Raw genomic sequence first — 20,895 nt, 5'->3', positions numbered from 1 at the left:
ATACTATGAATTAACCATCGATGAAGTCGATACCTTCTTTGATATCTGCATTTAAAGTTGCAAGCATATCATTTTTAGCTTTTTCTTCGAATGCACTTAACGCACCATAAGAAAGAATTTCTTCCACACCATTTTTACCAAGACGTACAGGGTGTGCAAAGTATGGTGCATCACCATTTTCAACAGCAACATAGGCATAATCAACAACGTCTTCGCCTTGTAAACCTTTAACCAAAGATAAACAAAAACGAGCTGCTGCTGCACCCATAGATAAAGTCGCTGAACCACCGCCCGCTTTAGCATTAACTACTTCAGTACCTGCATTTTGGATGCGAGGAGTTAAAGCTGCAACTTCTTCATCAGTGAAAGACGTGCCTTCAACTTGAGATAATAATGGTAAAATAGTTGTACCAGAGTGACCACCAATAACTGGTACTTTCACTTGAGCAACATCTAGACCCTTTAATTCAGCTACAAATGCTTCAGAGCGGATTACATCAAGAGTCGTCACACCAAATACACGAGACGCATCATAAGTTCCTGCTTTTTTGAATACTTCAGCCACAATTGGCACAGTGCCATTTACAGGGTTAGTGATAACACCAACCAGGGCTTTAGGACAATTAGCAACAATACCTTCAGCTAAAGTTCTGATAATACCTGCATTCACGTTGAATAAATCAGCGCGGTCCATACCAGGCTTACGCGGCATACCAGCAGGGATTAACACAATGTCAGCGCCTGTTAATGCATCCGCAAGATTATCAGCACCAAAACCTGCAACTTTCACATCTGTTGGGATGTGAGACAAATCAACAGCAACACCTGGGACAACTGGAGCAACATCATATAATGACAACTCAGAACCAGCAGGAAGGCTAGTTTTCAATAATAAAGACAGGGCTTGGCCGATACCACCAGCGGCACCTAAAACGGCTACTTTCATTTGTATTCTCCGTATAAAAGAGGAAGGTAAAAAAATTCGCCCCTAAAGATAATGAAAACTGAGGCTAAAGACAAATTAAACCCGCTATTTTCTTACTATTAGCGACTATAGTTGTAACAACATAGCAAAAAGACACCTTTAAAGCTCAGGTAAACCCAAACTAACCACTTTCATTAATTTTTACAGTCAACCCTTCAATCGCCATTCAAAGTGCAAGTATAAATTAGCCAATTCTCTACTTTGCTTTTTACTTACACATGCATCATCACTTTATAAGAATTTTATCCGCCCATAATCGCAATTAGTGCGGTGAACTTTGTGCATCTTAGCTGAAATTTGTGTAGAATTTATGAATTGATGTAAAACAGATTAGTCAGAGATGCAGATACAAGACAAACAAGAAGCACTGGTCAAGGCTTTTAAAGCACTTTTAAAGGAAGAAAACTTTGGCTCCCAAGGGGAAATTGTTGATGCCTTAAAAGAGCAAGGCTTTGATAATATCAGCCAAAGTAAAGTATCGCGCATGTTGAGTAAATTTGGCGCAGTAAGAACACGTAACGCCAAACAAGAAATGGTTTACTGCCTTCCTGCAGAGATGGGGGTACCGACCGCCAAAAGCCCTCTTCGCCAACTTGTTATCGATATCATGCACAATGAAATGATGATTATCATCCGTACTAGCCCAGGAGCTGCACAACTCATTGCACGTTTATTGGACTCGCTTGGTAAGGCTGATGGTGTGCTCGGTACAATCGCAGGCGATGACACTATTTTCATCGCGCCGGCTAAAATTAGCGAAATAGACATCACCTTAGATCGTGTCAAAAACCTATTTGAATCTGTTTAATCCTCAGCTAACCGAGCCAAAAAGTCGATCGATGGGGCAAAAAATGACGCCCCCATATCTGCTGACGTAAAATCAAGCCAGTTATCATAACCCTGCTCACTGCCTAGTCGGTTTTTCAATAACTTTAAAAATGCTTCACAATTAGCACTACAACTAACCTGCAGCATGCCTTGCTCATGCATATCCCCGTAAGGCATGCCTTGCTGTAATAATAACGCATTACCTTGCCCATCTTTGAGTTCAAAACGATAAGAATGACTATCTGTATTAATTGGCTCTATTAGATTATTATCAAGACGAGTCCGCCCTATAATCGCTTCTTGTTCATCGACACTGAGTAACTGCCACTTATTCAAATTATGTCGAAAACGTTGAATATGAACAAAGGCTCCTTGATGGAAAGGTGAATCTATATCTTCGATTAAAGCGGTTCTTTTTTTAGCTCGCCCATGAGGCACGTCAGCTCCATAAATAAAACCATTTAAATCACGCCCATCTAAAAATCGAAAACACTTAACTTGCTCAACAAGCTCAATATCAGGGGCGAGTAAATTCAGTACTCTCAACCCAAACAAGTGGTTAACATCACTTCTATCTGAGCGGATCTGAATGAATAAATCAAAAGGTTGAGAAGGCATATTATGCTCAGCATCATCAACATGTGGAAAGCCTACCAATCCACAAGGCACCTTCGTTGGGCAAAGATGCGGCCAATATTCCGCACCAATAGCCACAACACTTGAAAGTAGCGCCTCTGAAAATTGGTCAGAAAAATCATCTTGTAAGTCGATAATTTGCGACAGCTTCTTTGCAACCGACTTATCATGCCCATCTAAAACATTTAAAAATAAATATAAACCATGTAAATTAGCTTCGGCACAAATACCTGATTGCGCTTGTGGCATAACGCACCCTCTCAATAATCACGACTGGGCAAAGAAGTTAACTGGATGCGGTAAGAGAGTCGCGGTGACTGGCTGGCCAATTTCAAATATCGCATTAGAGTTTGCTGCAATTTCAATTTCTTGCCCTGCAATATCGACTCGATAAAAAAACTGCTCCCCCATAAACCGTCGTGCTTTAACGCTATGTTGACCGTGTTGATCAGCCTGAAGCATTAAATGATGTGGACGCACGTATACCAACCCCGCAAGCTCACTTTGCGCTAATCCTAAATCAGCTTCTAGCAGCCCTAGTTCAGTCGTTAATTCTCTATTTTTGTTATAACTTGCCGCTAAGTATATGCCGTTACCTAGAAATTCAGCAACTTGCTTTGAGTTGGGATGAGAAAACAATGCCTGAGGCTCATCTACTTGTAAAATTCGCCCCTGATCCATCACCGCCAATTTATCAGCAAAAGCGAACGCCTCTTCTTTTGAATGAGTGACAAAAATCGCCGAAACTTGTGCGGCTTTAATAATTTGACGGATTTCTTCAATTAGCTGAAAGCGCACCTGATGATCAATGTTAGAAAATGGTTCATCCAACAATAAGAAGGTCGGTTTGTAAGCTAATGCACGTGCAATTGCAACCCGTTGCTGCTGCCCCCCCGATAACTGATGTGGATAGCGGTTAGCTAAATCAGGTAATTTAATCAACGCCAACATTTCTTCAACGCGCTCCTGACGAGCTGATTTTGACCATTTAGCAAGTCCAAAACCTATATTTTCAGCCACAGTTAAATGCGGAAATAGCGCGTAATCTTGAAACATCATGCCCAAATTTCGCTGTTCAGGCGGTAAGAAATAATGCTCGTCGCTGACGCACTGTTCAGCAACAAAAATGCTACCTGATTCAGGTTTGATCAAGCCAGCAATCGCCTTAAGAGTCGTTGTCTTTCCACACCCACTCGCACCTAACAAGCAAACTATTTCATTCGAATTGACGGTCAACGACAACTGATCAATCACAGCCTGATTATGATAACGATAAACAAGATTTTTAATTGATAAGCTACTCATGAGATTGCGTTCGTTCCATAGATGAATTGACAAAATATAGAGGGAGCAAACCCACTAATACAATTAATAATGCAGATAAAGCAGCTAACTCTAAGTGCTCATCACTGACATATTGGTAAACATGGGTGGCTAAGGTTTCAAAGTCAAATGGTCGTAATAACAATGCGGCGGGCAGCTCTTTCATGCATTCAATAAATACTAATAACCCAGCAGTCAGAATACCGCGATGCATCAAAGGTAAATGAATGAGACGTAATGTTTCCCCTTTTGATCGCCCCATAGAGGCACTCGCCATATCTAATGAAGGTGAGATTCGGGCAAAACTGGCTTCTATCGTTCCTTGGGCTATGGCATAAAAACGCACTATATAAGCAACAATAAGTGCAAAAATGGTTCCGCTAAAAAACAAGCCTGGAGCCACAAACCATTGCGTATTATCAGCAAATTGATTAACCCACTCATCTAAACGCGTTAAAGGAAGTAAAACAGCAATCGCCAACACAGTCCCCGGTAGTGCATAACCAGCACTACCGATTCGCCCGGGAAAAGTTTTAAATGGCGATTCACTTAAACGCTGCGCATAAACAACAAATAATCCTATCAACACACAACTAAGACTTACAATGCTGGCTAACTTTAAACTTTGCCAAGCATAAATTAAAAAATCACTTTGCCATGATTGCGCAAAGTATTGCACAGCATAACTAATCAAAATAACCACGGGCAAAATAAACCCCAACGCTAACACCAATAAGCAAAACCCTGTTGCCAAAAAAGCTTTACTTCCTTTAAGTCTGTAAAGGGCACCATAATTATAAACACTTTGCCGTTCAAAAACGTGCTGGTTACGGCGACTAAATCGTTCTATTCCTAATGTTAGAAATAAAATAAGCAGCATCACTGCTGAAATCTTTGCTGCGGCTGTCAATGAGTAATAACCCAGCCATGTATCATAAACAGCTGTTGTAAGAGTGCTCACAGCAAAATAATGTACAGTAGCAAAATCGGCCATAGCTTCCATGCTAATTAACGCAAGGCCCGCCACGATAGAACCTCTCGCCAATGGTAAAGAAACGTTAAAAAAACTAAACAGCGCTGAATGCCCCATTAATTGACTGGCATGAATCAATTTATGTGACTGTTCCTTTAAGGCCGTTTTAAAAATGAGATACAAATACGGATATAGCACCAACGCAATCATGACAATCGCACCAGGCAAAGTTCGAATATCAAAAAACCAATACTCACCTGCCGATTGCCAACCAAAAATATTCCTTAGCCACACTTGTACCGGGCCTGCGTAATCAAAAAGGTCAGTATAAATATACGCAATAATGTATGCAGGCATCGCTAATGGTAGCATCAACGCCCATTCAAAATATTTTTTTCCAGGAAAATCACAATAAGCAATAAGCCACCCTAAAGGGAGTGCTATAAGTGCACTGACAATGGCCACGCCAAAAATCAATAAAATAGTATTGGCAGTGTAATCCCAAAGGACGGTTTGCCAGAGGTGATCAAAAACCTCAGCCGAAGGTTGAAACGATTCGAAAACGAGAAAAGCCAGAGGAAGCGACAGAAAAAAACCTGCCGCCCAAGCACAAACCTGCCATCTAGACAGTGAAAAACGTAAATGCATTAAAGATCAAATTTTACCTCATCCATCAGCCTCAATGCCGCAGGACGATATTTACTAACTTCAGTGAGTGGTAAACTGTCTTCCTTAAACTCACCCCAAGATGCCACTAACTCTGACAGTGGTACACCCACTTTTACAGGGTATTCCATATTAAGAGAAGCATACATATTCTGAGCTTTATTGTCAGTCATAAATTCAATAAGTTTCAAAGCGTTTGCTTTATTTTTAGTAAACTTACTCATAACGACACCCGAAACATTAATATGAGCACCACGGTCTTGCTGATTGGGGAAGTTGATATGAACTGCGTCAGCCCAAGATTTTTGCTGAGGATCCATAATCATTTTACCGAAGTAATAGCTATTTCCGAGCGCTAGATCACATAATCCTTCTTTAATGGCCTTCACTTGTGCACGGTCATTACCTTGTGGTTTACGGGCTAAATTCGCTTTCACACCTTCGAGCCACGTTTTCGTTTCGGCTTCACCGTGATGAGCAATCATAGAGGCAACCAAGCCTAAGTTATAAGGATGCTTACCTGAGCGAGTACACAACTTGCCTTTATACTTCACATCAGCTAAGTCTTCATACTTAAGTGCTGGCAATGCCCCCACTCGCTCTTTTGATGAATAAACATTTCGTGCACGTTTAGTTAGCGCAACCCATTGACCATCATCAGCTCTAAAGGTGCTCGGCACATTATTTCGGACTAATTCACTATCAATTGGCTGCATGAGTTCAGAATCTTGCAACTGTAACAGTGTATTAAAGTCAGAAGACAATACTACATCTGCTGGGGTATGCTTACCTTCACGTTTAATGCGCTCAATCAAACCACTTTTAGCAAAGACCACTTTAGTTTGAATCCCTGTTTGAGCGGTAAACTCTTCTAAAATAGGCTCAATTAAAAACGGTTGACGAAACGAATAAATATTAACAACATCAGCGGCTTGACTACTAACACTAAATAAACTCGCAAGTAATGCTATCGCTTTTAATTTCATAATTATGCCTTTTTAAATAAGAAGTATTATCAGTTGAATTTTAAACATTCTGATACATAAGTACAGCTTTTATCTCGTACACCCCACTTTCATGAAACTCTTTAGCTTTTAGAGAGTAAAAACCACGTAAGTAGGATTTTATTTGTAAGATATTTCCCACAAACTCGACAGACATACCTATTTCCATCGTATAAAAACACAACAAACAAAATTTAAAGTATTGATATAAAACAATTAAAGTAATTTTAAAATCTAATGAACATCAATTTATTGCTGTAGAGATACTATTTTACTCAACCCAAACTTCTATAATGAATACATAGCTTGAAGGAAAGATGGAACGTCAAGCAAGGCATGAAGCCAAAAGTGCTTAGTTTAGCACAGGGACAAGGAATAAAAGTAGGATGTGCAGGACGCACGGAGCTGGATGCTCAAATCATGGATCGCGCCACAGGAGTGGCGCTCAAAGATGCAACAAGGATGTTTTAACGCTGACAGGAGTCAGCTGCTCAAGGAAGTAAAGTGTAAAGGATGACAGTTAAGAGCACACAAGGAAATAGACTTAGGATGAGTCTGCTATAGCAATATAGCTAAGGATAGACGAGTAGGATTGCCCCAAAAGGCACCGAGCAGGATGCTCAGAAAGATTCCGGTCAGCGTGGACTATTTTATAGACCACGCTTTTTTTTGCTTAAAAAAAGGTGCAATTTGAAGTTTGAATTTATTAAAGCAACGCCCCAAGATTGGGATTACTTGCTAACGCTCAGAAAGTTAACCATGGTTCATCACCTTGAAGCATCAGGGCAGTTTCTGTCGGAAAAAGAACATCAATTCAGATTAAGTGATGCATATGAATGCTCACATCTCATCATCTATAAAAAGAGCATCATTGGCACCTTGAAATTTCGCGAAACCGAAGAAAAACTTGAAATCATGCAACTACAAATTCACCCAGATTTTCAAAACAAAGGCTTGGGAAGTCAGATTCTAAAGCAAGTTTTAGAGACTTCATCCCCTAAATACTTAGAATTAACGGTACTAAAAGAAAACCGAGCACTGAGATTATACAAAAGACTCGGTTTTCGCATTTTTGGCGAAGATCAATTTGAGTATTTCATGCATTCAAAGCAACTATAAAAACAGTAGCCTCCAAAACGATGAAAACTAAAGCGCGTTACCTCAAAAAGCACTTTAATCTTTAGGGGTTAATAACGCCCCTTTGTTGCGTTTGCCACTTAAATAAGCCTCTCGAAAATCAATAAAATGCTTCTCTAATTTTGCCGATGCATCGAGTTCTTTAGCCATTTCTAACACCATAATCGCCACTTCTGCGGTACCTAAATGATTATCAAAAGCCGCCACGCGAAGTTTATATTCACTCAGCTTATCTGGCGTGATAGATAAAATTGGTAAATGATCAAGGTATGGGCTTTTGCGGATCATTCGCTTTGCTTCGCGCCAGGTGCCATCAAGAAAAATAAATAACGGCTTTTTACCATCTGCGACCTCGATTGTTTCAATAAAACGAGATTCAGGTAGATTATCTTTTGGAAAGACAATAATAGGTTGATAGTTAGGATTAGCTAATAACGCTAAAAGTTCAGGATCGACCTCTGTTCGCTGCCACCGAAATGCGTAATGATCTGGAATAATATCTGCAATTAACCGCCCTGTATTCGATGGTTTATAACTTTCATTATGCGACATCAACAAACACACCGCACTTTGGCAATCAGCGACTTCAATCCCAGCACAAATACAGTAATTAACCGATAATAAACATCCTTCACAGCGTATCATCTTGCCGCCACGGGCATTAAATTCGCGTTTTGATGTCTCTAATTGCTTTGCACGAAGTGCTAATACTGCATTTTTCAACCTACTGACCTTCTACTTACGGAGCAAACCATACGACATAAAAAATGCCCACTCAAGGCGGGCATTTTATAACAACTGCATCAGAACAGTTAGCGTAAGATTATTTTAAATCTCGCTTATTTCTTTTTAACAGCTTTTTTGTTTGGTAAATCAGTAATAGAGCCTTCAAAAATTTCAGCTGCTAAACCAATTGATTCATTCAGTGTTGGGTGAGCATGGATAGTTAACGCTAAGTCTTCACCGTCTGCGCCCATTTCAACTGCTAAGCCAATTTCACCTAGCATTTCGCCTGCATTGATACCAATCATCGCACCACCGATAATACGACCAGAGTCTTTATCGAAGATAAGCTTTGTTTGACCTTCAGTACGTGCAGATGCAATCGCACGACCAGAAGCAGCCCAAGGGAAAACCGCAGTTTCGATTTTCAAGCCTTGCTCTTTCGCTTCTTTCTCTGTCACACCCACCCATGCGATTTCTGGATCTGTGTATGCAATTGAAGGAATACACTTAGGATCAAAGAAGTGCTTTTGACCAGAAATAACTTCAGCTGCAACATGACCCTCATGAACGGCTTTATGTGCAAGCATTGGCTGACCCACTAAGTCACCAATCGCAAAAATGTGATTCACATTGGTACGTAATTGCTTATCAACATTGATAAAACCACGCTCATCAACGTTTACGCCAGCTTTATCGGCATCCAATAATTTACCGTTTGGCGTACGGCCAACCGCGACGAGTACTTTGTCATAACGAACTGGTTCTGCAGGAGCATTTTTGCCTTCGAACGTTACATATAAACCGTCGTCTTTAGCTTCAACAGCAACCACTTTAGTTGACAGCATGACATTGAATTTATCTTTCACATAACGTTGGTAAATTTTGATAACGTCTTTATCAGCAGCTGGTACTAACTGATCAGCAAATTCAACCACATCAATTTGTGAACCTAGCGCTCGGTAAACAGTACCCATTTCAAGACCAATGATGCCACCACCTAAAACAAGTAGTTTTTCAGGCACATCTTTAAGCTCAAGTGCACCAGTAGAGTCAATTACACGGTCATCTTGTGGGATGAAAGGTAAGTTAACTGGTTGAGAGCCTGCAGCAATAATTGCATTATCAAACGTAATAGTACTTGTAGTACCGTCAGCCGCTTCAACAGCTAAAGTGTTTGCGCCTGTGAATTTACCGTAACCATAGACAGTTTTCACTTTACGCATTTTAGCCATACCAGCTAGACCGCCAGTTAATTGACCGATTACAGACTCTTTCCAAGAACGAATTTTGTCTAAATCAATTTGTGGTGCGCCAAACGTCACACCGTGTGATGACATTTCAGCCGCATCATCAATAACTTTAGCAACATGAAGTAATGCTTTTGATGGGATACAACCCACATTCAAACATACACCACCTAACGTATCGCGAGATTCTACTAGTGTTACTTCCAGACCCAAGTCAGCAGCACGGAAAGCTGCAGAATAACCACCAGGACCACCGCCTAGTACAACAACCTGAGTTTTGATTTCGTTGCTCATGCTATTACCTTATTATTTTCGAACGGGACACTGCCCTATAGTTTTGCCCTGCCATTTATCCTTTTACAAGTAACCCTGCAAGACAAGAACACACGACAGCGTTTAAATTTGGTCAAATTGTATCATTGGATACAAAATAAATCCTGTTTGTTTACACAAACAGGATTGTCTTTTTACATTACTAACTGACGAATATCACTTAAGTAGTTAGCTAATGTCACAGTAAAGCGAGCAGCTAGCGCACCGTCAATTACACGGTGGTCGTAAGAGCAGCTCAGCGGTACCATTAATTTAGGTTCAAACTCTTTACCATTCCATTTTGGTTTAATCTCAGATTTAGAGACACCTAAGATTGCCACTTCAGGTGCATTAACGATAGGCGTAAAGGCCGTACCACCAATTCCACCTAAGCTTGAAATAGTAAAGCAGCCACCTTGCATATCTGAAGAGGTGAGTTTACCTTCGCGCGCTTTTTTGGAGATATCCATTAACTCACGTGATAACTCAATAATGCCTTTTTTGTTCACGTCTTTGAAAACAGGAACAACCAAGCCATTTGGCGTATCAACCGCCACGCCTATGTTCACGTATTTCTTCAAAATTAAGCTTTCGCCATCTTCAGATAACGATGAATTAAACGTTGGGAACTCTTCAAGTGCTTTAGCTGCAGCTTTCATAACAAAGACTAAAGGCGTAATTTTCACACCGAGTTTTTGTTTTTCAGCCTGCGCATTTTGCTCTTTACGGAACACTTCTAGTGAGGTGATATCTGCTTCATCAAATTGCGTCACATGTGGAATTTGGACCCAGTTACGATGAAGGTTTGCACCCGATAGCTTTTGAATACGCGACAGTTTTTTCTCTTCAACTTCGCCAAACTTAGCAAAATCTACTTTAGGCCAAGGGATCAGGTTTAACTCACCGCCACCTTCAGTGCCTTTATTCGCGCTCAACGCACCCGATTCAACTTGCTTAACAAGCTGTTTAACATAGTTTTGTACATCGTCTTTCACCACTCGGCCTTTACGACCTGTGCCTTTAACGTTCGCAAGGTTAATCCCAAACTCACGTGCTAAACGACGAATAACAGGCGATGCATGGGCATACGCACTATTTTCAGCAAACGATTCAGCTTTAGGTGCAGGCGTTGAAGCCGGTGCAGAAACAGGAGCCGCTGGAGCAGATTGCGCTGCCGGAGCTGCTGCAGGTGCAGGTGCAGGTGCAGCAGGCGCGCTGCCTGCCACTTCAAATACAAACACCAAGGAGCCAGTCCCAACTTTATCACCAACGGCTACTTTAATTTCTTTGACAGTACCAGCAAATGGCGCAGGCACTTCCATTGAAGCCTTATCGCCTTCAACATTTAAAATAGATTGATCTTCAGCAACAACATCACCCACTGACACTAAAATTTCAGTGACTTCAACTTCATCGCCGCCAATGTCTGGAACGTTAACATCTTTATTGGCAGAAACGGAGACTGCAGGGCTAGCTTGTGCTGGCGCAGCAGCGACTGGTGCTGCTGGCGCAGATGAACCTGCCACCTCAAACACCATCACCAATTTACCTGTGGCAACTTTGTCACCAGCAACAACCTTAATTTCTTTCACTGTACCAGCAAAAGGAGCCGGCACTTCCATTGATGCTTTATCGCCTTCAACGTTTAAGATTGATTGATCTTCAGCCACAACATCGCCCACGGCGACCAAAATTTCTGTGACTTCAACTTCATCACCGCCAATATCAGGCACATGAACATCTTTTAACTCAGCAGCAGTATTACTTGCTGGAGCAACTTCATTCACCGGTGCTACAGGTGCAGGAGCAGCGGTTGCTGCACCTTCACCTTCAAAAACCATAATGAGGCTGCCAGTTTCAACGCTGTCACCCACTGAGACTTTAATCTCTTTTACCACACCCGCTTTTGAGGCAGGCACTTCCATTGATGCTTTATCACCTTCAACAGTTAACAAAGACTGATCTTCGGCTACGGTATCGCCAACACTGACTAAAATTTCAGTGACTTCAACTGCATCAGCACCAATGTCTGGTACATTAATTTCAATAGTCATCTTCAATCCTCTTAAGCGTACAGTGGGTTAAGTTTGTCTGTATCGATTTCAAACTTTTCGATTGCTTGAACGATCAGCGCTTTATCCACTTCACCACGTTTTGCTAATTCAGTTAATGCAGCCACAACAACATAACCCGCATTTACTTCAAAGTGACGACGTAAGTTCTCACGGCTATCAGAACGACCGTAACCATCAGTCCCTAATACTTTGTAGTTTGCTGATGGAATAAACGCGCGAACTTGCTCTGCGTAGTTCTTCATGTAATCAGTTGCAGCAATTGTTGCTGAGTCATTTAACACTTCAGTAATATAAGCATCACGCGCATCTGCACCAGGGTTAAGCATATTGAAACGCTCAACATCTTGGCCATCGCGAGTTAATTCATTAAATGATGTAACCGAGTAAACATCTGAACCAATACCATAATCATCACTTAAGATTTGCGCCGCTTTACGCACTTCATTCATGATGGTACCTGAGCTCAGTAATTGCACGCGTGCTTTGCTGCCAGCATAGTCTTCAAGTTTATAGATACCACGACGAATTCCTTCTTCAGCGCCCGCTGGCATTGCAGGTTGATGATAGTTTTCATTCATCACGGTCAGGTAGTAGTAAATATTTTCTTGGTTTTCACCGTACATACGACGAATACCATCTTGAATAATTACAGCGACTTCATAGCCATAAGTAGGATCGTAAGAAATACAGTTAGGCACCGTGTTTGCTAAAATATGGCTGTGGCCATCTTCATGCTGTAAACCTTCACCATTGAGGGTTGTACGGCCAGCAGTTGCACCGAGTAAGAAACCACGAGCTTGTTGGTCACCTGCCATCCACGCCATATCACCAACACGTTGGAAACCAAACATTGAGTAGTAGATGTAGAATGGGATCATCGGTAAATCATTCGTGCTGTAAGATGTTGCCGCAGCCACCCACGATGACATTGCACCTAATTCGTTAATCCCTTCTTGCAACACTTGACCTGAAGTGGCTTCTTTGTAGTAAGAAACGATGTCACGGTCTTGTGGCGTGTAGTTTTGGCCGTGAGGATTATAAATACCAATTTGACGGAACAATCCTTCCATACCAAAGGTACGCGCTTCATCAGCAATGATTGGCACTATGTTTTGGCCAATGTTTTTATCTTTAAGTAGCACATTTAAGGTACGAACAAACGACATTGTCGTTGATACATCACGCTTTTGCTCTTCAAGTAACGGTGCAAACGCCTCAACTTCAGGAAGCACTAACGGCTGAGTGAAGTTAGCAATACGTTTTGGTGTGTAACCCTTTAACGCATTACGACGTGCATGCAAGTATTCATGCTCTTTTGAACCTTCTTCAAGAGTCAAATAAGGCAAGTTAACCAGCTCATCATCAGACACTAAGTCTTGTAAACCAAGGCGAGAACGTAAATGCGCAACATGCGTCATATCCATTTTCTTCACTTGGTGAGCAATATTTTTACCTTCGGCCGCTTCACCCATACCATAACCTTTAACAGTTTTAGCTAAGATGACCGTTGGACGACCTTTCGTCTCTTGCGCCGCTTTAAACGCTGCATACAATTTAGATGGCTCATGACCACCACGCTTAAGGGCAAAAATTTCCTCATCCGTCATATCTGCAACCAGTGCTGCAGTTTCAGGGTAACGACCAAAGAAATGCTCACGAACATACGCGCCATCTTTGGCTTTATATGTTTGGTAATCACCATCAATGGTTTCATTCATTAATTGTAGTAATTTACCCGTCGTGTCTTTAGCAAGTAAAATATCCCAACCAGAACCCCATACAACTTTAATGACATTCCAACCAGCGCCTTTAAATAAACCTTCAAGCTCTTGGATGATTTTACCATTACCCATCACTGGGCCATCTAAACGCTGTAAGTTACAGTTGATGAGGTAACACAGGTTGTCGAGCTTTTCACGTGCAGCAAATGAAATCGCACCACGTGATTCTGGCTCATCCATTTCACCATCACCTAAAAAGGCATAAACACGTTGGTCAGTGGTATTTTTTAAACCACGGCCATCTAAATACTTTAAGAAACGTGCTTGGTAAATCGATGCTATAGGGCCTAAACCCATAGAAACCGTAGGGAACTGCCAAAATTCAGGCATTAACTTTGGATGTGGATAAGACGACAAACCATTGCCATCTACTTCTTGACGGAAGTTATCAAGTTGATCAGCACTTAAACGGCCTTCAACAAATGCACGAGCATAAATACCAGGTGAAATATGACCTTGGTAATAAACTAAATCACCACCATCAACATCGTTAGGCGCTTTGAAAAAGTGGTTAAAACACACTTCATAAAACGCAGCTGATGATTGGTAAGACGCCATATGGCCGCCAAGCTCAAGATCTTTTTTCGATGCACGCAATACAATCATGATTGCGTTCCAACGAATGATCGAGCGAATTCGACGCTCTAGATTCACATCACCAGGATACGCTGGCTCTTGCTCAACTGGAATAGTATTGATGTAGTTTGTTGTTACACCCGTTGGCATATCAACACCGTCTAAACGGGCTTTTTCTAATACTTGCTCAAGTAAAAATTGAGCACGTTCTACACCTTCTTCACGCACAACAGACTCTAAAGCCTGTAACCACTCTTGTGTTTCTAGTGCGTCTACGTCAAATTTATTGACTTCAGACATATGGAGTTTTCCTTATGTTTAAAATACGAATTTAGCTTCAAATTTTCCCACAACATTAAACCCGATTTAGCTTAACTTTGTTGTGTGCGCCTTAAACTACGCTCAATTCTTGAATGTTCTCTACCGGCTTCTAATAACGCTTCTTCGATAAACGCCAAGTGAGCATTACTGGCAACCCGAGCTTTATCGGGCTCACCATTAACGACTGCATCAAGCAACAACTTACGGTGCTCAGCCAGCTGCTTTCGCACTGCTGGCTTTTCAAGTAATACCGTTAAATTTTGCACAATGTTTTGTTCTAACAACGCTTCCATGCCGCGCACTAAATGCAGTAACACCACATTATGTGACGCTTCAGCGATGCTAAAGTGAAAGCCGTTTATCGCTTTTGCTTTAGCCTCTATATTGCCTTCTTCAGCCATAATTAAATCAAAACTCGTTTGAATCTTGGCATAATCAGTGGTGGTACCACGCAATGCAGCATAATAAGCAGCAATACCTTCAAGCGCGTGGCGAAATTCAAGTAAATCAAATTGCGATTCAGGATGTTTACTGATCAATTCAAATAGAGGATCAGTCATCCCACCTTCAAGCTGATTTTTAACGTAAGTGCCGCCCCCTTGGCGACGGGTAACAAGCCCTTTCGCTTCCAGTTTCTGAATCGCCTCACGTAATGACGGTCGAGACACATCAAATTGCTTAGCGAGCTCACGCTCTGGAGGAAGTTTTTGCCCAGCCGCTAATGACCCTTCAAGGATCATATTTTCTAATTGCTCTAAAATTACATCGGATAATTTTGCTGCTTTGATCTTCAGAGACATAGAAAAAGGGTTACTCAAGTTATTGAAAAAGATTTAAAGGTAAATTGGTCATACCAAAATATTGGGCATAAATTAACAAAATCTACCGCCACTGTCAAAGCACGACTAATAAAGCAACAATTTAAGACAAAACAACGCACAGATAAAAAACACGTTAACCGACAATTATGAAAACTTTTCGACAAAATGAAAGAAATAAAGCTAAAAAGTAAAATGGTCAGACCAGAAAGCGAAAAGCGACAGGTTAATCTGTCGCTTTTACTGTTTGGCTAAAAAAAGCGCTGCGCCTCAACACAACCACTAAGAGACATTGCCAAACAAGGTCAGCACCGCAATGATGGCTAAAAAGAACAATACATTACGCTTGACCAGTTTCACCATACATAGCGCCTCAACGGTACAACCAATATGCTGAGCTTCAACTTGTTCGGCAGCAAGGGCTGTTTCTGTGACCATTTTTCGGTTGCTGATCGAAAAATTAAGCACATGCTTAAGCCAGCACGAGGTTCCTTTATTAAAGTTACCGATAATTAAAAAGCCAAAACTGGCAATTCGCGCAGGTAACCAATCAAGCCAAAATAACCATGCTTGCAGCATTTTTTTATGTGGTTTCAGGCTATCAGCTTTACCCTCACGTACAGCATCAGCAAAACTACGCACCAAAGCGTAAAATACCGCTCCAGCTGGGCCTAGCGCCACAAACCAAAAAATCACCGCACAATAAAAACGAAAGTTAATCCAAGCCAACGTTTGCCCAAGGGTTTCGCCACCACGCTGATCTTCGGTACGTTTTTGGCCAAGCTGCAAAGCATACAAACTCGCCGCTTCGCTATCATTACGCTGCATCGCATTCAAATACCCTTTGTATTTTTCACGATAAAACACGCAGCCCAAACAAACCAATAACACCACCACATTAACCAACATCTGCCACAGTACAAAGTCAATAAAGCGCGCCGCACCCGCAACTAACAAAGCCGGTACAAGTAACCACAAAAAAACAAGCATGGATTGTTTAAATAACCCACTGAACCCTTGTGACTTGTCTAAATAAACACTGGCATAGGTTTGCATTTGCCAATATTTACCGCGGGCATCTAAGCGTTCAATAATCAGCGCTATTAAAATCGAAATTAAGGTCATAACATTACCTAATTAAGCTATCTCGTTTGGTTAATCAAAATAAAAGTATAAGGTTATAAAAGTGACAAAAAGTGTGGCCAATTGAAACTTTGACCCGGATCGGTTTTTCGCCCTGGCGCAATATGTTCATGGCCAGTGATCCGCGTTTTTGTCAGCCTAGGATACTGGTTTATCAATGACTTGGCTATAGCCGCCAATCCCAAATACTGGGCATCGGTATAAGGGGTGGTATCGGTGCCTTCAAGCTCAACTCCGACACTAAAATCATTACAATTACTGCGCCCCTCAAACATCGAGACCCCCGCATGCCAAGCGCGTTGATTAAACGGCACATACTGAATAACTTGCCCATCGCGGCGAATCAAACAATGCGCCGACACCTCAAGCCCTTTTAAATCAGCAAAACTCGGATGCGCAGTGCAATCTAAACAACCCAAAAACAAATCATTGATAAAAGGCCCACCAAACTGACCCGCAGGTAGCGAAATATTATGCACCACCAATAACGAGATTTCGTCATCTGGGCGCTCATTAAAATGCGCCGATGGGCAACGTGTCACCCCCCCTAACCAGCCTTGTTCAATTGCAAACATGGTCATCCTTTTTTTGTTTATTCGCTTTTGCCCTATTTTGCCCCTAGGGTTTCTTTTTATAAAGAGGTAAAATAAATCATATATCTGACAACACACTAGCAAACGTGGTGGCAATACCCGATAACAGGCATTTGGCACGCCTTTACAACTGATTCGCTCACGTTGTACGAGTAAAAAGACTCAGCAAAGCCAAATGACACATTAATAAGGTATGCCACCTCCCAAGACTAGCCAATTGAGAGTCAACTTATGAACATTTCACCCCAGTTAATTGAACAACTCGTCGCCCAAGCTTTAGCAGAAGATCTCAATGGGCAAAATGCAATCGACGGCGATATCACTGCAGCGCTTATTCCGCCCGCTCAACTCGCTCATGCCAAAGTCATCACCCGCGAAGATGGCATTTTTTGTGGCGAAGCACTGATTAAAGAAGTCTTCAAACAGGTTGACCCAAGCGTTCAGCTTGAAATAAACAAACACGATGGCGACATAATAAAAGCAAACGACACTTTATTTACCGCCAAAGGCAATGCCCGCGCCATTTTAACGGCCGAGCGCACTGCACTAAATTTTGTGCAAACCCTGTCGGGCACCGCCACCACCACCGCGCACTATGTCAAAGAGCTCGCAGGCACCACCACCCAATTGCTCGATACCCGTAAGACCATTCCTGGCTTACGTGCCTTACAAAAATACGCCGTGGTCTGTGGTGGCGGAAAAAACCACCGTATTGGCTTGTTCGATGCCTTTTTAATTAAAGAAAACCATATTGCCGCCTGCGGCGGGATTGATAAAGCCGTAGCCACCGCCAAACACAATCACCCACAGCTCAAAGTCGAAGTTGAAGTCGAAAACCTCACCGAGCTTAGCCAAGCCCTCGATGCCGGTGCCGACATTATTATGCTTGATAATTTCACCGTGGCTGATATCAATCAAGCCGTACAATTAACCGAACAACACCCCAATCAACAGCGTATTAACAATCAACGCGCCAAACTCGAAGTGTCAGGAAATATGACCATCGAAACATTACGCGAGTATTCGCAAGCAGGTGTCGACTACATTTCAAGCGGCGCAATTACCAAGCACGTAAAAGCCCTTGATTTATCAATGCGTTTTTTGAACGATCCAATCTAAAAAAAACCAGCATATGTTATGTAAAATTTGCATAATGCCAATTGTCAGGGCTAACAAAATGTGTACAATGGCGACAAATACACATTCGTTACAACACTTGTAACTAATTTGTAATAAAAGATACTACCAAAATCATAAAACACCTGTTAGTATCTAGTAAGAATTAGCGAGTACAGGAAGTAACAGCTAATACAAAAGGATGATTCAATAAGGATTTATTAGCCCATTACCACTGTTTAGTCGAGTTTTTTGCCCAAACAATCGGTCAATTTACCCAACCACACTGGCCAATCGGCTAAATCAATCACAGTGACATCATCTTTTTGTATGCAGTGTAAGGTGTTAGGACAAATACCCTCACTGACTTTCTCATTTGAGAAAACACACTATACTTAGAGATGTTAAATCGGGGCGTGAACATACTTTCCCCCCGGAAGTTAGCCCCAAATGTTACTCGTTAGGAGAGGTACATATGAAAAACATGAAACAACAAGCCCAAAAAGGCTTCACACTAATCGAATTAATGATCGTAGTTGCAATAATCGGTATTTTGGCTGCAGTAGCGATTCCGCAGTATCAGCAATATACTTCAAGCGGTGCAGAAAGAGCTTGTTTGTTAGAGCTGAAAGGTGTAGCTGATTCTGTCGCAATAGGCATTCATGATCCAAGCAAAGCTATAACTGCATATCCTGCAGCTAGCTCTTGCGCTTCTTATGAGCCAACAGCAATACCAACTGCGTTTCCATTTACATTAACAGGTAAGAAAAAATCACCTGCAGCAGCTGATTCAACAGTTACAAGAAGCTAATCTATTTTAGATGGGAAGAACATTCTTCCCATCTAATTTTCATTAATAAAAAATAAAATCAAGTATATATCATATAAAAATGTCATTAAACTCTCCTCTTATTCGCAAGCTCGTAAACTCCGGTTATTTAACTTCCTCAAATTTAAATGATTATAAAGATGGTAACTTAACATCAGTTTATGAATTGCTTTGTAAAGAATGTAGCTTTACAGCTGAAGAGTTGGCAAAAAAAGCCTCACAATTATTCTTCGTGCCTTATATGGATTTGTCTGGTTTTGATATTCGCTCATTGCCTGAAGAGAAAACAATAAACGAAAAACTGATCAGAAAACACTCAATCCTCCCTATAGCACTTAAAGGTAAAACCTTATATTTAGCATGTGCCGATCCTACTAACTTTGATGCCTTTGAAGACTATGAGTTTAATACTGGCATGCAAACCGAAGTGGTAGTGGTCAATTACGAGCAATTGAATCTCGCTATCGAGTCGTTATTTGATAAAACCGATGGACTCGAGCTCAGTGATGCGCAAATGGCCGAGCTTCAAGGGGTCGAAAGCGAACAAGACACCTCCAACAAAAAATCCCTCTCGACTGACGTTAACAGTAAAGAAGACGATGCACCGATTATCGTCTACATTAATAAGATATTGATGGATGCAATAAAAAAAGGCGCCTCGGATTTACACTTTGAACCTTATGAGCACACTTATCGGATTCGCTTTCGTGTTGATGGCGTACTGCATGAAATAGCCACTCCTCCGGTAGGGCTTGAAAGCCGTATTTCAGCCCGCATAAAAGTCATGTCACACATGGACTTGGCCGAAAAACGCAAACCCCAAGATGGCCGTATTAAGCTCAAAATCTCGAAAAAGAAAAGCATCGATTTTCGTGTTTCAACCTTGCCAACCCTTTGGGGCGAAAAAATCGTAATGCGGATTTTGGATTCATCCAGCGCTATGCTCGGCATCGATGTACTGGGTTATGATCCTAAACAAAAAGACTTGTACATGAATGCCTTAGCCCAACCACAAGGTATGATTTTGGTCACCGGCCCAACCGGTTCGGGCAAAACAGTTTCGCTCTATACCGGTCTGAATATTCTTAACAAACCTGAGCGTAATATTTCAACCGCGGAAGATCCGGTCGAAATTAACTTGGCCGGCATTAACCAAGTGCAAATTAATCCCCGTGCAGATATGACCTTTGCCAATGCCCTACGTGCCTTTTTACGTCAAGATCCCGATGTGGTGATGGTCGGTGAGATTCGAGACTTAGAGACCGCCGAAATCGCCATAAAAGCGGCGCAAACTGGTCACTTAGTGCTCTCGACCTTACATACTAACTCAGCGCCAGAAACCCTCACTCGTTTAATGAACATGGGGGTGCCCTCGTACAACATTGCAAGCTCTGTTAGCTTAATTATTGCCCAGCGCCTTGCTCGTCGTTTATGTAACCATTGTAAAGCCCCTGAAGATGTCCCTGTAGAGGAGCTTTTAAAACTTGGCTTTACCCAAGATGACTTACCGGAACTGACGTTATTTAAAGCAGTGGGTTGCGAGCATTGTACTGAGGGCTACAAAGGCCGGGTTGGTATCTACGAAGTGATGCCCATTACTCCCAATATTGCACAAATTATTATGCGCGGTGGTAACTCCCTTGAAATAGCCGAGGTCGCCACTAGCGAAGGAGTAAATAATCTGCGCCGCTCGGGCCTGATAAAAGCCGCCACCGGTATGACCTCAATAATTGAAATCAACCGCGTCACTAGCTATCAGCACTAAAAGGGTGTTTAATACACCCTATAATTTATAATAAAAACACA

18 protein-coding genes are annotated in these 20,895 nt (G+C 41.7%); 6 read left to right on the top strand and 12 right to left on the bottom strand.

Annotated elements, in window-relative coordinates:
* Positions 1-10 precede the first annotated feature (10 nt).
* Positions 11-946 carry a malate dehydrogenase gene (mdh, locus tag AC3KVK_RS03280; RefSeq protein WP_490310782.1) on the bottom strand — a complete coding sequence of 312 codons (936 nt, stop codon included), beginning with the start codon at positions 944-946 and terminating at the stop codon, positions 11-13.
* Positions 947-1,325: 379 nt separating this feature from the next.
* Between mdh and argR the strand changes: the two genes are divergently transcribed.
* Complete coding sequence (gene argR / locus AC3KVK_RS03275) at positions 1,326-1,793, top strand: transcriptional regulator ArgR (protein ID WP_490310781.1); 468 nt, start codon at positions 1,326-1,328, stop codon at positions 1,791-1,793.
* Here the strand turns inward: argR and AC3KVK_RS03270 are convergent.
* The 4 genes from AC3KVK_RS03270 to AC3KVK_RS03255 are packed head-to-tail and all read right to left on the bottom strand — an operon-like array spanning position 1,790 to position 6,397.
* Entirely contained in the window at positions 1,790-2,698 is a 909-nt protein-coding gene (locus AC3KVK_RS03270) for a Dyp-type peroxidase (protein WP_490310780.1), read from the bottom strand. The genes argR and AC3KVK_RS03270 overlap by 4 nt on opposite strands.
* A gap of 18 nt (positions 2,699-2,716) precedes the next feature.
* On the bottom strand, positions 2,717-3,754 hold the full coding sequence (locus AC3KVK_RS03265; protein ID WP_490310779.1) for an ABC transporter ATP-binding protein: 1,038 nt from the start codon (positions 3,752-3,754) through the stop codon (positions 2,717-2,719).
* Positions 3,747-5,393: an ABC transporter permease gene (locus tag AC3KVK_RS03260; RefSeq protein ID WP_490310778.1), complete on the bottom strand. Its 1,647-nt coding sequence runs from the start codon at positions 5,391-5,393 to the stop codon at positions 3,747-3,749. The genes AC3KVK_RS03265 and AC3KVK_RS03260 overlap by 8 nt, the downstream gene beginning before the upstream one ends.
* Positions 5,393-6,397 (bottom strand): extracellular solute-binding protein, encoded by a 1,005-nt coding sequence (locus AC3KVK_RS03255; RefSeq protein WP_490310777.1) that lies wholly within the window; start codon positions 6,395-6,397, stop codon positions 5,393-5,395. The genes AC3KVK_RS03260 and AC3KVK_RS03255 overlap by 1 nt, the downstream gene beginning before the upstream one ends.
* Positions 6,398-6,721: 324 nt before the next feature.
* Here AC3KVK_RS03255 and AC3KVK_RS03250 point away from each other — a divergent pair, with 324 nt between their 5' ends.
* On the top strand, positions 6,722-6,886 hold the full coding sequence (locus AC3KVK_RS03250; RefSeq protein ID WP_490310776.1) for a hypothetical protein: 165 nt from the start codon (positions 6,722-6,724) through the stop codon (positions 6,884-6,886).
* A gap of 219 nt (positions 6,887-7,105) precedes the next feature.
* Positions 7,106-7,534, top strand: coding sequence for a GNAT family N-acetyltransferase (locus AC3KVK_RS03245; protein WP_490310775.1), 429 nt, complete (start codon positions 7,106-7,108; stop codon positions 7,532-7,534).
* Between the two features lie 54 nt (positions 7,535-7,588).
* Here AC3KVK_RS03245 and AC3KVK_RS03240 read toward each other — a convergent pair whose 3' ends face one another.
* From AC3KVK_RS03240 to ampD, 7 genes are all read right to left on the bottom strand, one after another.
* Positions 7,589-8,275, bottom strand: a complete 687-nt coding sequence (locus AC3KVK_RS03240) for a tRNA-uridine aminocarboxypropyltransferase (protein ID WP_490310774.1) — start codon at positions 8,273-8,275, stop codon at positions 7,589-7,591.
* 116 nt (positions 8,276-8,391) lie between these two features.
* Complete coding sequence (gene lpdA, locus AC3KVK_RS03235; RefSeq protein ID WP_490310773.1) at positions 8,392-9,819, bottom strand: dihydrolipoyl dehydrogenase; 1,428 nt, start codon at positions 9,817-9,819, stop codon at positions 8,392-8,394.
* 173 nt (positions 9,820-9,992) lie between these two features.
* A complete protein-coding gene (gene aceF, locus AC3KVK_RS03230; protein ID WP_490310772.1) occupies positions 9,993-11,891 on the bottom strand; it encodes a pyruvate dehydrogenase complex dihydrolipoyllysine-residue acetyltransferase in 1,899 nt (632 codons plus the stop codon).
* Between the two features lie 11 nt (positions 11,892-11,902).
* The gene (aceE, locus tag AC3KVK_RS03225; RefSeq protein ID WP_490310771.1) at positions 11,903-14,569 is read right to left on the bottom strand and encodes a pyruvate dehydrogenase (acetyl-transferring), homodimeric type; all 2,667 of its coding nucleotides are present in this window, start codon (positions 14,567-14,569) and stop codon (positions 11,903-11,905) included.
* A gap of 71 nt (positions 14,570-14,640) precedes the next feature.
* On the bottom strand, positions 14,641-15,390 hold the full coding sequence (gene pdhR, locus AC3KVK_RS03220) for a pyruvate dehydrogenase complex transcriptional repressor PdhR (protein WP_490310770.1): 750 nt from the start codon (positions 15,388-15,390) through the stop codon (positions 14,641-14,643).
* 300 nt (positions 15,391-15,690) lie between these two features.
* Positions 15,691-16,533, bottom strand: a complete 843-nt coding sequence (gene ampE, locus AC3KVK_RS03215) for a beta-lactamase regulator AmpE (protein WP_490310769.1) — start codon at positions 16,531-16,533, stop codon at positions 15,691-15,693.
* 53 nt (positions 16,534-16,586) lie between these two features.
* Entirely contained in the window at positions 16,587-17,126 is a 540-nt protein-coding gene (gene ampD / locus AC3KVK_RS03210) for a 1,6-anhydro-N-acetylmuramyl-L-alanine amidase AmpD (protein WP_490310768.1), read from the bottom strand.
* 249 nt (positions 17,127-17,375) lie between these two features.
* Here ampD and nadC point away from each other — a divergent pair, with 249 nt between their 5' ends.
* The 3 genes from nadC (at position 17,376) to pilB (ending at position 20,854) form a co-directional block, all read left to right on the top strand.
* Positions 17,376-18,263, top strand: a complete 888-nt coding sequence (gene nadC / locus AC3KVK_RS03205; RefSeq protein ID WP_490310767.1) for a carboxylating nicotinate-nucleotide diphosphorylase — start codon at positions 17,376-17,378, stop codon at positions 18,261-18,263.
* A gap of 472 nt (positions 18,264-18,735) precedes the next feature.
* Positions 18,736-19,071 carry a type IV pilin protein gene (locus AC3KVK_RS03200; RefSeq protein ID WP_490310766.1) on the top strand — a complete coding sequence of 112 codons (336 nt, stop codon included), beginning with the start codon at positions 18,736-18,738 and terminating at the stop codon, positions 19,069-19,071.
* A gap of 79 nt (positions 19,072-19,150) precedes the next feature.
* Positions 19,151-20,854, top strand: a complete 1,704-nt coding sequence (pilB, locus tag AC3KVK_RS03195; RefSeq protein WP_490310765.1) for a type IV-A pilus assembly ATPase PilB — start codon at positions 19,151-19,153, stop codon at positions 20,852-20,854.
* The last annotated feature ends 41 nt before the right edge of the window (positions 20,855-20,895 follow it).

The organism is Pseudoalteromonas sp. J2K-J979, from assembly GCF_058169715.2.
The sequence above is the reverse complement of the archived record's forward strand: the minus strand, read 5'-3'. Positions and strand labels throughout refer to the sequence as shown.

Coding starts and splice junctions, on each gene's coding strand:
- mdh (WP_490310782.1), bottom strand. CDS start 946: ATGAAAGTAGCCGTTTTAGGTGCCGCTGGTGGTATCGGCCAAGCCCTG.
- argR (WP_490310781.1), top strand. CDS start 1,326: ATGCAGATACAAGACAAACAAGAAGCACTGGTCAAGGCTTTTAAAGCA.
- AC3KVK_RS03270 (WP_490310780.1), bottom strand. CDS start 2,698: ATGCCACAAGCGCAATCAGGTATTTGTGCCGAAGCTAATTTACATGGT.
- AC3KVK_RS03265 (WP_490310779.1), bottom strand. CDS start 3,754: ATGAGTAGCTTATCAATTAAAAATCTTGTTTATCGTTATCATAATCAG.
- AC3KVK_RS03260 (WP_490310778.1), bottom strand. CDS start 5,393: ATGCATTTACGTTTTTCACTGTCTAGATGGCAGGTTTGTGCTTGGGCG.
- AC3KVK_RS03255 (WP_490310777.1), bottom strand. CDS start 6,397: ATGAAATTAAAAGCGATAGCATTACTTGCGAGTTTATTTAGTGTTAGT.
- lpdA (WP_490310773.1), bottom strand. CDS start 9,819: ATGAGCAACGAAATCAAAACTCAGGTTGTTGTACTAGGCGGTGGTCCT.
- aceF (WP_490310772.1), bottom strand. CDS start 11,891: ATGACTATTGAAATTAATGTACCAGACATTGGTGCTGATGCAGTTGAA.
- aceE (WP_490310771.1), bottom strand. CDS start 14,569: ATGTCTGAAGTCAATAAATTTGACGTAGACGCACTAGAAACACAAGAG.
- pdhR (WP_490310770.1), bottom strand. CDS start 15,390: ATGTCTCTGAAGATCAAAGCAGCAAAATTATCCGATGTAATTTTAGAG.
- ampE (WP_490310769.1), bottom strand. CDS start 16,533: ATGACCTTAATTTCGATTTTAATAGCGCTGATTATTGAACGCTTAGAT.
- ampD (WP_490310768.1), bottom strand. CDS start 17,126: ATGTTTGCAATTGAACAAGGCTGGTTAGGGGGGGTGACACGTTGCCCA.
- nadC (WP_490310767.1), top strand. CDS start 17,376: ATGAACATTTCACCCCAGTTAATTGAACAACTCGTCGCCCAAGCTTTA.
- AC3KVK_RS03200 (WP_490310766.1), top strand. CDS start 18,736: ATGAAAAACATGAAACAACAAGCCCAAAAAGGCTTCACACTAATCGAA.
- pilB (WP_490310765.1), top strand. CDS start 19,151: ATGTCATTAAACTCTCCTCTTATTCGCAAGCTCGTAAACTCCGGTTAT.